12 protein-coding genes and 1 tRNA gene are annotated in these 13,345 nt (G+C 38.1%); 8 read left to right on the forward strand and 5 right to left on the reverse strand.

Annotated features, from left to right (window positions below):
• Positions 1 to 34 precede the first annotated feature (34 nt).
• Both GVN22_RS14325 and GVN22_RS14330 read left to right on the forward strand, forming a co-directional pair.
• Positions 35 to 116 (forward strand) — tRNA-Leu (locus tag GVN22_RS14325).
• Between the two features lie 272 nt (positions 117 to 388).
• The gene (locus GVN22_RS14330) at positions 389 to 1,723 is read left to right on the forward strand and encodes a trigger factor (RefSeq protein WP_166551696.1); all 1,335 of its coding nucleotides are present in this window, start codon (positions 389 to 391) and stop codon (positions 1,721 to 1,723) included.
• A gap of 62 nt (positions 1,724 to 1,785) precedes the next feature.
• On the opposite strand, the gene GVN22_RS14335 is transcribed toward GVN22_RS14330, so the two are convergent.
• From GVN22_RS14335 to dnaG, 3 genes are all read right to left on the reverse strand, one after another.
• Positions 1,786 to 1,974: a hypothetical protein gene (locus GVN22_RS14335; protein WP_166551697.1), complete on the reverse strand. Its 189-nt coding sequence runs from the start codon at positions 1,972 to 1,974 to the stop codon at positions 1,786 to 1,788.
• A gap of 63 nt (positions 1,975 to 2,037) precedes the next feature.
• The gene (locus GVN22_RS14340; RefSeq protein WP_166551698.1) at positions 2,038 to 2,538 is read right to left on the reverse strand and encodes a histidine phosphatase family protein; all 501 of its coding nucleotides are present in this window, start codon (positions 2,536 to 2,538) and stop codon (positions 2,038 to 2,040) included.
• A 70-nt stretch (positions 2,539 to 2,608) separates the two neighbouring features.
• Positions 2,609 to 4,678 (reverse strand): DNA primase, encoded by a 2,070-nt coding sequence (gene dnaG, locus GVN22_RS14345; protein WP_166551699.1) that lies wholly within the window; start codon positions 4,676 to 4,678, stop codon positions 2,609 to 2,611.
• 309 nt (positions 4,679 to 4,987) lie between these two features.
• Between dnaG and GVN22_RS14350 the strand changes: the two genes are divergently transcribed.
• The 5 genes from GVN22_RS14350 (at position 4,988) to GVN22_RS14370 (ending at position 11,089) form a co-directional block, all read left to right on the forward strand.
• Complete coding sequence (locus tag GVN22_RS14350; RefSeq protein WP_166551700.1) at positions 4,988 to 6,382, forward strand: vanadium-dependent haloperoxidase; 1,395 nt, start codon at positions 4,988 to 4,990, stop codon at positions 6,380 to 6,382.
• 206 nt (positions 6,383 to 6,588) lie between these two features.
• Positions 6,589 to 7,137: a hypothetical protein gene (locus GVN22_RS14355; RefSeq protein WP_166551701.1), complete on the forward strand. Its 549-nt coding sequence runs from the start codon at positions 6,589 to 6,591 to the stop codon at positions 7,135 to 7,137.
• Between the two features lie 240 nt (positions 7,138 to 7,377).
• A complete protein-coding gene (locus GVN22_RS14360; RefSeq protein WP_205690903.1) occupies positions 7,378 to 8,346 on the forward strand; it encodes a hypothetical protein in 969 nt (322 codons plus the stop codon).
• 96 nt (positions 8,347 to 8,442) lie between these two features.
• Positions 8,443 to 9,438 carry a transporter gene (locus GVN22_RS14365; protein WP_166551703.1) on the forward strand — a complete coding sequence of 332 codons (996 nt, stop codon included), beginning with the start codon at positions 8,443 to 8,445 and terminating at the stop codon, positions 9,436 to 9,438.
• Positions 9,439 to 9,517: 79 nt separating this feature from the next.
• Complete coding sequence (locus GVN22_RS14370; protein WP_166551704.1) at positions 9,518 to 11,089, forward strand: phosphatase PAP2 family protein; 1,572 nt, start codon at positions 9,518 to 9,520, stop codon at positions 11,087 to 11,089.
• 139 nt (positions 11,090 to 11,228) lie between these two features.
• On the opposite strand, the gene GVN22_RS14375 is transcribed toward GVN22_RS14370, so the two are convergent.
• A complete protein-coding gene (locus GVN22_RS14375) occupies positions 11,229 to 11,711 on the reverse strand; it encodes a hypothetical protein (RefSeq protein ID WP_166551705.1) in 483 nt (160 codons plus the stop codon).
• 18 nt (positions 11,712 to 11,729) lie between these two features.
• Entirely contained in the window at positions 11,730 to 12,143 is a 414-nt protein-coding gene (locus GVN22_RS14380) for a hypothetical protein (protein WP_166551706.1), read from the reverse strand.
• Positions 12,144 to 12,512: 369 nt separating this feature from the next.
• Between GVN22_RS14380 and GVN22_RS14385 the strand changes: the two genes are divergently transcribed.
• Entirely contained in the window at positions 12,513 to 13,340 is an 828-nt protein-coding gene (locus GVN22_RS14385; protein ID WP_166551707.1) for a hypothetical protein, read from the forward strand.
• The last annotated feature ends 5 nt before the right edge of the window (positions 13,341 to 13,345 follow it).

The raw sequence follows: 13,345 nt of genomic DNA on the forward strand, positions 1-13,345 counted from the left end.
ATCTCTTCACTAATTTTGCAACTCCAAAACGCAAGCGGGCGTGGTGGAATTGGTAGACATACCAGACTTAGGATCTGGCGCCGCGAGGCATGGGGGTTCGAGTCCCTCCGCCCGTACTATCTCAAAGCCCTCTCAACCGACAAGGTTTTGAGGGCTTTTTTGATTGTGGATACACGGGTTGCGGAATCAGATTTACACATTTAAGTAAACGAAAATGTAGAAAAGTTTAGGACAGCCTACAGATACAGCGCCTATCCATTTCTATATCCTCCATTTCAGAGATGACTCATTCTCGCATTACTTAAACGTAAATTTTTGATTTTCAAAAATTATCCACCTTCAAGTATCAAGCCGCAATCCTTAATTGCAAATCAGAAATCTCAAGAAAATGAACATTACGCTCGAAAAAAGTAGCAACGTAAACGCCAAGCTTATCGTAGCATTGGTTGAGGAGGATTACAAATCACAAGTTGAGAAAACACTTAAAGATTACCGTAAACGTGCTAACATCAAAGGTTTCCGTCCTGGAACTGTACCAATGACTGTTGTACAAAAAATGTTCGGAAAATCTGTTTTATTAGAAGAAATCAACAACTTGTTGGGTAGTTCTGTTCAAGAATATATCAAAGAAAACAAATTGAACATCGTTGGCGACCCAATGCCAGTAGTTGAAGACCAAGAGTCTATCGACTGGAATACTCAAAAAGAATTTACATTCTCTTATGAGTTAGGTTTAGCTGGTGATTTCACTGTAGATTTCGACGCAATTCCTGCTGTTACTTCTTACGAAATTCAAGCAACTGAGAAAGAAGTTGAAGAAACTATCGACAACTTGAAAAAGCAATTTGCTGAGCAAATCCACGCTGAATCAGTTGAAGATGGCGATATGATTTTCGGAACTTTTACTCAAGGTGAATGGTCAGAAAAGTCTGCTATTCCAACAAAATCAATCAAAGACGAAGCTAAAGCTACTTTCGTAGGTGCTGCTAAAGGTGCTACTTTGACTTTCGATATCGACAACGTGTTTGTTGACGAAAAATCAAAAGGTTTAGCAACTAATAAAAAAGGTGATGATGTAGCTGCTTTAGCTGGTGAAGTATCTTTCGCTATCGAAGATATCACTCGTCAAGGAGTTGCTGAATTGAACCAAGAGTTGTTCGACAAAGTATTAGGTGCTGGTAAAGTATCTTCAGAAGAAGAATTCAGAAAAGAAATTCTTTCTATCATCGAATCTAACTACGTTCGTGAATCTGAGTATTTGTTGAGAATCGATGCTGAAAAAGCACTTCTTGAAAACATCTCTATCGAACTTCCAGAAGAATTCTTGAAAGAGTGGTTGGTGAAAGTAAACGAAGGTAAATTTACAATGGAACAAATCGAAGCAGATTTCGAAGCTGTAAAACGTGACGTTCGTTGGAACTTTATCAAAAACGAAATCGCTGACAAATTTGAAGTAAAAGTAGATTACCCTGAGGTAATCGAAAAAACTAAAGATATGGTTCGTGGTCAATTCGGTATGTACGGTCCTGGCGATGCTCAAATGGAAGAAATGATCGAGCGTATCGCTAACGGTTACTTGACTGACAAATCGAAGAAAGACAACTTTATGAATATGTTCAACCAAGTATATGCAGATAAAATTGCTGCTGTAATTGTTGAAAAAGTAAAAGTTGAGAAAAAAGCTATCGATGTTGAAGAATTCAAAACTATTGCTGGTGCATAATTAAGACTTTTGAAAAATAAAAAAGGCTAAATCTTATGAGATTTAGCCTTTTTTATTGACTCTTACTTGGTGTTTGCAACCGTATCTGTTTGTGTACTGGTACTAGTCGAATCTCCTCCCCAAGCCCTTACAAGTTGTTTCTTCTTATTCCACGGTGCTGTGGTATTTCGAGCCATATCAATAGCCAGAATTACGACAATAGTTGTAAAAATAACAAATACCCAACGAAGGATTTTTTGATTCTTATTCATCGTATCACTCGGTTTTATAAATTGATTTGATATAAAGAAAACCTCTTCTTTAATATCAAAGTTTTAGGTTATACTAATAATCGAATCAGGTGAATCATATATAAACATGTGTCCTGTTCTCTTGGATACCTCTGCCCATGTTAAATTCTCGAAAGTCATTCCTACGACTGCACAAGTTGGCATTGAACCGATATCTTCATGTGTTAGATATTCAGCAAAATAACTGATACTTGGATTATGTCCTACCAACATTGCCACTGTAATGTTCTCTGGTATAGCATTAATAGCATCGAGATAATATTTGGGGGTGCTTTCATACAAAGAAGCCTCTTCTTGAATCATTCCTTCATCCAACTTCAGTTGTTCACAAAAAACTTGTGTTGTCATCCGTGTACGTTCTGAATTGGAGGTAAGAATTAATTCAATTCCTGTCAACTTATCAGCCAAATGTCTGCTCATGCGTGCGGCATCAATCATTCCACTGGGTGTGAGTGGACGAAATATATCTGGACTTACCGAGCTCGATGCTTGTGCATGACGCACCAAAAAAAGTGTTTTTTTCATAGACCAATAGCGGTTTAAAATTGTTGGTAACGATTATTTGTTAACAGGATCTGTTATGTAAAATATGTTTTTATCGAACTACTACAGTTCCTAATTCTTTAGCAATTTGCTTCTCTACTTCTTTGGCCTGCATAAATTGCATCAATAAAGTATTTTGTTCTTGAGGATCTTTGGTTTGTGCAAGTTGCTTCATTAATGAACTTAGATGATCGTCATTAAATGATTTTTTCAAACGTAAGATATTCGTATAGGCCATATCAGCCAGTTTATCTAATTCAGTTGGTACAAATATTTCATGCTTACTCAACCATGCTTCTGAAACTGAGTGCTTTTCTGCTACTAGGTTAATTGATTCGGATTGGATTTCTGCAATCGGATGGGATAAAAAGTATTGAGTATCTGCCACCGTACCTTCGAGGAATTTCTGGCGACAAAGCATCAGCATTTCCTGATAAATAGGTGTATTAAATTGTAAACCATCTATTTCCCCTAAGACATATTGCATAAGGGTAATTCCTGGTGCTACCGCTGGGTCTACCTCTCGTGTACCATGATTGATCAATAAACGAATACACTCTTGTTCATGTAAAGTTGTGGCATAGTTCGATATCTGAGGTAAAGGGCTAGGCTCAGGCGTTGGTAGCACGGTGGCTGGTGCTCCTCCAAACTCTTCGTACCCAAAATTATCCTCTTCCGAAAAGCTCATCATACCTTCATCAAAGGCAGGCACGTTATTGGTTGAAGTCGATAAGGTTATCCCCGAAGGCAAGTCACTTTGAAGTCGTTGGCGGTTATTATCCCTTTGAGCGTCTTTCTCTTTTTGTTTAACCTTTTCAAGTGCTAGCTTATTGCTTTCTGTAATCAATAACCCTTCGTCGATTTGCATCAAGCTCGCAGTTTTTTGAAAAAACACCGAACGCTTAATAGAGTCTGGAATTCTGGAAATACTTCCAACCATATCCTTAATCAACTCAGCACGCTTGAATGGATCGTTACCTGCTTCTTTCAGGAATAATTCAGCTTTAAAAGTAATAAAATCGGACGAATGGTCTGAGATATATTGCACAAATGCATCAGAACCAATTTTTTGAACATAACTATCGGGATCTTCTCCTTGTGGAAAAACTACCAATTTTACATTCAAGCCTTCCTCCAAAATCATGTCCATTCCTCTCAGTGAGGCTTTGATACCCGCAGGGTCACCATCGTAAAGAACAGTAATATTTTGCGTAAATCTCGCAATCAAACGTATTTGCTCTATCGTCAAGGATGTCCCTGAAGAAGCCACTACGTTTTCGATACCTGCTTGGTACAACGAAATCACATCGGTATATCCTTCCACCAGATAACAAACATCCTTTGAACGGATAGCATTTTTGGCTTGATAGATTCCGTAAAGAATATTGGATTTGTGATAAACTTCGGTTTCTGGAGAATTGAGATATTTAGGTTGATTTTTGTCAGCTCGAAGGATTCTCGCACCAAAAGCAATCGTTTTACCCGATACATTATGAATAGGGAAAATGACACGATTTCGAAATCGGTCAAACATTTTGTTTTCTTCTGGCTTCCGAATTGTCAACCCCGCTTTTTCAAGTACATCAATACTATAGCCATTTTTGAGTGCATCTTTGGTAAAAGCATCCCAAATATCAAGACTATACCCCAACTCAAAAGCTTTGATCGTTTTATCAGAAAAACCTCTTTCTTTAAAATACGGATAGCCTATCGACTGCCCTTCTTCGTGTTGAAATAAGTTATTTTGATAATAATTTTTGGCATAATTCAAGGCGATGTACAAACTCTCACGAGCATTTTGTGCTTGTAATTGTTCATCCGTCAACGGAGATTCTTGAATAGTTATATTATATTTTTTGGCAAGGTGACGAAGCGCTTCTCCATACCCTAAACCTTCGATGTCCATAATAAAGCGCACCGAGTCTCCTGCTTTTCCACAGCCAAAACACTTATAAATACCCTTGGCTGGCGATACGGAAAAAGAAGGTGATTTTTCGCCATGAAAAGGACAACAAGCCCATAAATTCGCCCCTTTCTTCTTCAACGACACATAGTCGCCTATCACATCTGCAACCTGCGCAGCCTGTTTAATTCGCTCTATGGTTTCTTGGTCAAGTCTCATTTCAAAAATTTCTAAAAATACTTACAACTTAAGGATTCGCTTTTACAAGCACGATGTCTTCTTTACTAAAAACAATACTAAATTAATGAATGTCTCATAGATTTTGTCGAAATCCTTAGTTATTCCATAAAACGGTATATTTTTTCGTTTGTGTATCTTCTTAGAAAGTTACATTTACCAAACCATCGTTTTGATTTATATCATCAAAACAACGCGTTCTTAGGCATTATTTTTGCACAATAATACTTACGCAATCAACCGCCGAATCCAAATCACACTGCTTTTAGTAGTAGCTTATTGAAAAATATAATGAAAAAAAAATTACTCAACTACAGATTGTCTGTACTCAAACAGCTATTTGTACTTAGCCTCTTTTCAGTCTTTCTTGCTGGATGTTCTAAAAACTCAGATGTCAATCCTTCAAATAAGACCAACCCAGCCGATGCCTTTACGTATGAAATAGCCACTAATTGGGCAGAGCTTCAGCTCAATTTAACCAAAAGCACAAGTGGCTACACTCCCCCTGTGGCTGCACGAGCTTATGGACTAGGTGGACTTACGATGTACGAATCTATTGTTCCAGGATTGTTGGATCATAACTCCTTAGCAGGTCAACTTTCTAATTTAAGTAAACTTCCTACCATCGAATCTGGAAAAAGCTATAACTGGGCATTGGCACTCAATGCAGGACAAGCTACTATTTTAAAAGCGCTCTATACCGAAAGCTCTTTAGCACAAGCTTCCAATAATCAGAAAAAAATAGATTCGCTAGAAACAGCAATGACTGCCTATTTTAAAGGTAGCTCAAACACAGACGAAATCGAACGCTCCGTTACTTTTGGAAAAAATATTGCTAATGCCATTTTCGAATGGTCAAAAACCGATGGTGGGCATGAAGGATATAAGCGTAATTTCCCTTCAAGCTACATAGTACCTATTTTTCCTGGGGCTTGGCAGGCTACCGAGAATGGACAGAAAATTCCTATGCAACCGACTTGGGGCAACAATCGTACTTTTGTTCCTGTAAATACCACACTTGTCCCTCCAGCACCGATTGCTTTTTCAACGAGTATTACATCACAGTACTTTGCTCAATATCTTGAGGTTTATACCAAAAATAAAACTTTAACTTCTGAGGAAAAAGAAATTGCCGTTTGGTGGGCAGATAACCCTGTTGAGACTTTTACGCCACCAGGACATTCATACAACTTGGCCAACATCGCGGCCAAAACTTCAAAAAGTACTTTAGGAAAAGCTGTTGAGGGATTTGCTCGCACAGGAATCGCCGTTGCCGATGCTTTTATTCTTTGTTGGAAATGCAAATTTTTGTTCAATAACGAACGCCCTTACACCATGGTGAGAAGAGCCATAGATCCTTCATGGAAGCCATTTTGGCCAGCTCCACCTTTTCCAGGTTATTCTTCAGGCCATGCGACACAGTCGGGTGCTGCTGCCGAAGTATTGACGTATGTATATGGAAATAATTTTAAGTTCGTAGACAATTCGCACGTAGGCCGAGGAAATGATGCTGCTACAGGTACACCATTCAAAGCAAGAAGCTTTAATAACTTTTATGAATTTGCCGACGAATCAGCTATGTCACGCTTTTATGGAGGAATTCATACTCGTCAAGATAATGAAGTTGGGTTAAAAGAAGGAAAAAAAATAGGCAGAAATGTTAATAGTTTAGCTTTCCTGAAATAATCTAGCATGTATTTTTCTTTCAAAAGCCCTAATCATAACAATTGATTGGGGCTTTTATATGATCAAAATAATCAGACAAAACAGTTTTTATCTCCTTCAGGCTCCCTATAAAACTTGTACATTCCTAAGAATCGAATTTTACCCTGATTTTTTTGGTATATTTTTCTGTAAATTTGTTCTAGAATCATTGTGCAAATATCTATCCGTTGAAACGTATTCTTTCCATATTACTGGTTGGTCTCCTTCTGTATAACATGATGGGGTATTCGGTAGTCTATTGGTTTGAGACCAATAGAGCCGAAAGTTCGTTTGCGCATACGGTTCAGCCTGTTTCGGGTAAAGAAGATTATGTGCTTCTCAAAATGCCATTGTCACTTCCTTATCAAACAGATTGGAGCACAGATAAAAAGGTAAGTGGTACTATCCGACAAGGAGATATTCATTATCAGATGATTTCTCAGAAATTAGTCAATGATACCCTTTATACGGTTTGTAAAATAGACCAATCTGCTCGTGATCGCTTTTTCAACCTTGCTTCGCATATCAACGAGCATGTGGCTGACAAAGCTGGCGACTTCTCCAAAAAATCATCTTCTCAATTACTCAAAAACTTCTTGAAGGAATACATGTCTTCTGACAAGAAGCATATCGTATTCGTCATTGACTGGGTACAACCACGTCACAACACCATTCATTTATTCACACCAGAAACTCGTTCTGTAGATACTCAATCGCCGCCTCCATGGCAATGCTAATTTGTACGATTTGTTGGCAGTAGCAATTGCTATTGTATAATTTGTTTTGGGTAAAATTTACCCAACAGATCTCCTATGTCCATACAAAACGCTTAAATTCAGCATTATATGAAAAAATTCTCCTCAATCGCAATTATCTTTTTTTGCATTTTTCTAATAAATTTTAAAAATTTTTCACAAGGATGTGTAGCCGTTCGTCACATGAGCTGCTCGACTGGTAGTGGTACTAGTTCTTCATCAATGTTACAACCTGGCCAATGGCAGGTTTCATTAGGGTTTAGAAACCTTCATTCTCACAGACACTTTGTGGGTACAGAAGAACAAACTCAAAGAGCCTTAAACAATACTGAAGTAATCAACGATTCTCAAGGATTTGATTTAGGTATCTCTTATGCTTACAACAGCCGCTTAAGTTTTGCTCTAAATATTCCATTTGCTGTCAATGTTCGTGCATCTAAATACGAACACTATGGTAACACTGCTGCCAATACACAATACTTTGATACTCACTCAACAGGTATTGGTGATATGCGTTTGACAGCTACTTACTGGTTATTAGACCCATTAGATCATGCAAAAGGCAATATTGCTTTAGGTCTTGGTGTAAAAGCACCGACTGGCAATTCGAATGTGCAAGATCAGTTTCATAAATTAGATAAAGAAGGAAAAGAGTATCTACTTACTAAGGCCGTAGACCAATCGATTCAGCTTGGAGATGGCGGATGGGGCGCAAACCTAGAAATTCAAGGTTATCAGCAGATACTTCCTAAGACTGTTCTTTATTTCAACGGGTTTTATTTATTCAACCCACGTAACGTAAACAATACTTTAACGTCAGGAACTAAAGAGGCCGCTGCAAATGAAATCGTGGTATATCACTCTGTAGCCGATCAATTTGCAGGTCGCGTTGGAGCTAGTTATTCACTACTTCCAAAAGCTGGTTTAGCGGTAAGCTTTGGCGGTCGTATCGAGGGTGTTCCTGCACACGACGTTTTTGGCAAAAGCGAAGGCTTCCGCCGTCCTGGTTATATCATCTCAGTAGAGCCTGGTGTTGTTTACTCAAAAGGAAAAAACACTTTTGCTCTCACAGTACCTATAGCTACTACTCGCAACAGAATCCAGAGTGTAGCTGACTTGAAATACGGTAAGCATGGCGATGCTGCTTTTGCGGATTACTTTATTTCGGCAACCCTTTCTCATCGCTTCTAAACTCTATTTAGACCGGTCGGGGTGCTCTTTTTGATGCACCCTATGACCCAATTACGAACTATTTTGATAGCAAAATTCCAATTTATATATAACAGTATGAAATTTAGACTATTACTCGTATCAAGCATTCTTGCATTTAGCTCATCGCTTTTTGCACAAAATATGACAGATGGTATTTTCATGGCAAAAAATAATTTTTGTGGTGGAATTGGCTATACACATGACACATGGAATAAATACTGGGAAGGAACCCTTTTCAGAGAAAATAAAAACTTAGGTAATGTAAATACCCAAACTATTACGGCCATGGGTAACTATGGTATTTCAGACCGTTTTAATGTTCTTTTTATGCTTCCGTATGTGAAAACCGAGGCAACAAAAGGTACTTTGAAAGGCATGAGTGGAGTACAAGACCTTACGCTAGCGTTGAAATATAGACTCGCTCAAATCAAGAACTTGTCAGTAATTGGCTCTGTGGGTGGTTCTCTTCCTACAAACAATTATGTTGCTGACTTCTTGCCATTGTCGATAGGTATGCAAAGTAAGACAGTATTTGCTCGTGGAATTTTGTATTACACACTTCCTCACGAATTGGCGCTTACAGCTCAAGGCGCTTATATTCATCGTAGTAATGTTCGTGTCGACCGTGAGATGTACTTTTCTGACCAAGCATACTTCACTAATGAAATGATGATGCCAGATGTAGTAAACTTGGGAGCTAAGTTTGGTCACTATTCATATCGTTGGCAATTGGAAGCTACTTACGAGCAAAATATCGTAAATGGTGATATTGACATTCGTAGAAATGATATGCCAGGTTTGTGTGCTAAAATGGACTTAACTCGTATTGGCTTGGTGGCAGCGTATCGCATTCCACAATTGAAAGACTTACAAATTATGGGGACTATCGGACAGGTAGTTGCAGGTAGAAACGTAGGAAAATCTACAACTTTCTCTATCAGTATTCTTCAATATATTGACTTACGTAAAAATAAAGGAGGTGGCGGTATCCCAACTGGGCCAATTTGTCGTCCAGGAGATACTAACCATGCAGGTAATATGTCGACAGATGAGCATAAAAGTGGTCATTAATAAATCAGTGTATGCATAGATAGTTTATCAAAACATTGATGACTTTTTTTATTCTCTTTAAAATTATAATTCTTGAATCATGAAATCTTCATTTTTATCTATAAAAAAACTAATTGCAGCAACGGCAGCATTAGCAGTTATTTGGGCTTGTGAAAAAAGCTTAGAAAGAGACGGTACCGAATTAGATACCCTTGTTCCAACAAAAGTTGACGCTGATGCTGGAACTTGGAAACCATATATTTTACAAACAGCTACAGAAGTAGCATTGACAGCACCCGAAGATGTAAGTTCGGCGAACTACCAAAAGGAGCTTCAGGAAGTAAAAACAGCCATGGGAAATATCAGCGATGATCAACGTTTGGCTATTCGTTATTGGGCTGGCGGCGGCATTTTGCGCTGGAATCAGATTATGCGTAGTTTGGTGGCGAAGCGTAACCTTCCTCCTGCCGAAAATGCCACAGGTGAATATCCGATTCCGAATTCGGCAAACCCTAATGCTGATCCGATATTTCCATTTGCCAACCCTCCTTATGCATCACGCTCGTATGCGTATGTATCTGTGGCACAATATGATGCATTGATTGCGGCTATGGCTTACAAACAGCAATACAAAAGAAAAGCACCTTATCAGGTAGATGCTAGCATTACTCCTGTTATTGTAAGCAAATCTACTCTTCCTTCGTATCCATCTGAAGATGCAGTAATGGCAGCCGTTTCGTATGAATTCTTGAAACGTCTTTTCCCTTCTACAGAAGATACTTTGTTCCTTTACAAAAAGAAAGAAGAGCAAAAATGGTTTAAGCTTTGGGCTGGTGCGTCTACTCGCTCAGATATTGAGGCAGGAGAAAAACTAGGAAAAGCAATTGTGACCAAAATTCTAGCTCGTTACAGTTCAGATGGTATGCGTAATGCTATTGGAGTAAAAGCACAATGGGATAGTCTTTCAAAAAGAGTTGAAGAAAAAGGTGAAGTAGCTTGGAAATCTTTAGAAGATGCTCCTCGTCCACCAATGCTTCCATTCTTTGGTAATGTTAAACCTTGGAACATGACCAACCCTGAGTTACAGCAATTGAGTATTCAGTATCCTCCACTCTCTTACAATTCTGCGGAGTTCAAAAAGCAAGTAGCAGAGGTAAAGGAGTATGTTACTACCAAAGCTACTCGTGAAAATATCGCTATCGTACATTTCTGGGCAGATGGAGCGGGAACTTATACGCCTCCAGGTCACTGGAATGCGATTGCAGAAAAATATATTGTAGCAGAAAAACAATCTGAGTTCCGTGCAGCACGCAACCTTGCCTTATTGAATACAGCCATGATGGACGCTGCGATTAGTTGTTGGTACACTAAAACATACTATTACTTTCCTCGTCCTAGTCAAGCTGACCCAAGTATTAAGACCCTGACAGGAGTACCAAACTTTCCTGCTTATTCGTCAGGTCACTCAACATTTTCTGCGGCAGCAGCTACAGTATTAGGATATTTGTTCCCGACGGATGCAAGCAAATTCAATGATATGGCTTCAGAAGCATCTATGTCACGTTTGATGGGAGGTATTCACTACCGTATGGATTGTGAATATGGATTGAAATACGGCAAACTTGTGGGAGATAAAGCTGTAGCTCGTGGGCAACAAGACGGCGTAAAATAAATAAATGAATTTGAAATTTGAAAAATAAAAAAATCACCTGTCCTTGGGAAGACAGGTGATTTAACCTCTAAATAAAGATCATATATAAATGGTTAGTGAACGACACCTGTCTGGATTTTCTGGGCAGGTGTTTCTTTTACTAACGATTTACCTTTGTTTCAATTTCTTGCTGAAGCTTGGTGTTTTCTTTTATCAAAGACTCTGCTTTGAAATAAAAGTACACAGCCAAAACCAAAAATATCTTTGACAACACAAATACCGCAATGAAGGCTGGTCGCCAAAATTTATGCACTTTGATGTGTGTATTATCGTATTCCACCTCCAGATAACTTGTATCTGCTTTAGGTTTTTCTTCATGATGCCCTCCCTGTTCTGTAAACTCCCATTTTTTGAGGTCATTCGTTTCTTCTTTATATTTCAATCTATCACGAATAACTGGGGGAGGTGGTACGGCTTGTACCATAAAATGCTGATTTATGGTAACGCTCAGTTGGCTTAAGGCATCGGCAATTTCTGGAAATTCATAGGCATATTGCTCTACCTGTTGTTGCTCTGACTCATTAGCCACACCCAACAGATATGCTTCCAGAACACCACTTTCTATGTATGTTTGCGTATTCAATTTAGTTCAAAATTAGGATTAACGAAATAGTTTAAAATACTCGTTGAAAGCCTTCAATACTCTTTCTCTTGAGATATTGAGTTTTTCGGCAATCACTTCAGGCTTTAAGCCTTGTCTAAACGATAAGTCAAACACTAGTTTTGGAATGGCATCCTCCGAAACTAGGTTTTCGTTAATAGGAGGTGAAGTCGAACTTGCATATTTTGTTTTATATTCAACAGCTTTTGCTCTTGCATTACGTATAATACAAATAGTTTTATTCACCACATTTTCATTACATCCTTGCAAGGATATAGAACTAAATAACGATACCAGCACCTCCTGTGCTAGTTGTTCGTTTGGAATAATTTGAAGAATTACCCCATAAGCTAGTGCTCCATACTGGTCATACATAGACAAATGATCAGAGTAAACAGCTAACTTTTTTCCCAATAGATTATTGTTTGACGGCTCCAATATACTTATTTGGTTTTGATGTAATTTTCCCTACGGAAATATAAATTAAAATGCCTATACCGCTTGTTTTGCACGGTTATAAGACAACAAAATGGTTTATTGATAACTATAGTAAAACTAAGGATTATCGCCTGTGTTTCCAAATTTGGAGTGGCTTTTCAACTGGCTATACAGAATCATTCTAACCAAAATCAATATCTATATCTACACTTAAGAATTTTTAACACAAAGTATCAAATATTTTCTCCAACTTTGTGTTATAATAAAGTATACGTACAGAATCGTACCTAGTTGAGCGTCAATTACTGACCTAATTTTTTACATATTCAAACAAATTATACATTCATGAAAAAGGCTTTACTCGTAAGTTTACTACTGGGAGGTGCAAGTACAGGCACAATTGCTCAGTCCGTGGATGATTCAAAGCCATTGACTATCACACCTCAAGTATCTATTGAACAGTTTAACTGGATTGAAAATTATACGACAGGAAAAGCAGGAATAAAGTTTGAGCTAAAACCCTCAAGCAAGCTAAATATCAATTTGGATTTAGGGGCTTATAAAAATATCAATAAACCTTATGCAACGCAGTCAAGTGGAAACGCCTTAAGCATAAATTTTAGTGATTATAAAACAGCTCCGCCCTACTCTGCTAGTATTAATCCGCTTTATAATCAACCAAAGGCTAACCTCTCTGGTTTTTATGCTAATATAGATGCAGGTGTTCCTTTCAAACTTAGTGATACCTCAAAAATAAGCATAGAGCCATTTATCGGTTTAGAAGGCAAAATGTGGAGCCGTTCATTGATATATGGACAGGAAGGAGAACAAACAGTTTTTGAAGAAAAATATAAGTTTCTCTCCCCAAGTCTTGGTGCAAAATTGAATTATACCTCTAAATCAAAAGTCAAATTAACTTTAAGAATAGGTGTTAGCTATCCAGCTTTATCAAAGCTCAAAACAGATGAAAAAAACCTTACTGCTCCTAATACTGAATTTAACTTGTCTAAGCACTTATCGCCTTCAATAGAGGCTTCTGCAAAGATGAAAAAGCTTACGATAAAGATTCGGTATGAAAGACTTAACTTAGGCTCTACAGACTCATTGAAAGGTGTTACACAACCTTCTACCAAAGCCAATGTAACAGGATTCTCGATTGGATATGATTTCTAGAATTT

The organism is Cellulophaga sp. BC115SP, from assembly GCF_009905545.1.
Classification (GTDB): domain Bacteria; phylum Bacteroidota; class Bacteroidia; order Cytophagales; family Spirosomataceae; genus Flectobacillus; species Flectobacillus rivi.

What these genes read in the sequence shown, in the direction of transcription:
- GVN22_RS14370 (WP_166551704.1), top strand. Translation starts at nt 9,518, where the DNA reads ATGAAATCTTCATTTTTATCTATAAAAAAACTAATTGCAGCAACGGCA.
- GVN22_RS14360 (WP_205690903.1), top strand. Translation starts at nt 7,378, where the DNA reads ATGTTACAACCTGGCCAATGGCAGGTTTCATTAGGGTTTAGAAACCTT.
- GVN22_RS14350 (WP_166551700.1), top strand. Translation starts at nt 4,988, where the DNA reads ATGAAAAAAAAATTACTCAACTACAGATTGTCTGTACTCAAACAGCTA.
- dnaG (WP_166551699.1), bottom strand. Translation starts at nt 4,678, where the DNA reads ATGAGACTTGACCAAGAAACCATAGAGCGAATTAAACAGGCTGCGCAG.
- GVN22_RS14365 (WP_166551703.1), top strand. Translation starts at nt 8,443, where the DNA reads ATGAAATTTAGACTATTACTCGTATCAAGCATTCTTGCATTTAGCTCA.
- GVN22_RS14340 (WP_166551698.1), bottom strand. Translation starts at nt 2,538, where the DNA reads ATGAAAAAAACACTTTTTTTGGTGCGTCATGCACAAGCATCGAGCTCG.
- GVN22_RS14330 (WP_166551696.1), top strand. Translation starts at nt 389, where the DNA reads ATGAACATTACGCTCGAAAAAAGTAGCAACGTAAACGCCAAGCTTATC.
- GVN22_RS14335 (WP_166551697.1), bottom strand. Translation starts at nt 1,974, where the DNA reads ATGAATAAGAATCAAAAAATCCTTCGTTGGGTATTTGTTATTTTTACA.
- GVN22_RS14385 (WP_166551707.1), top strand. Translation starts at nt 12,513, where the DNA reads ATGAAAAAGGCTTTACTCGTAAGTTTACTACTGGGAGGTGCAAGTACA.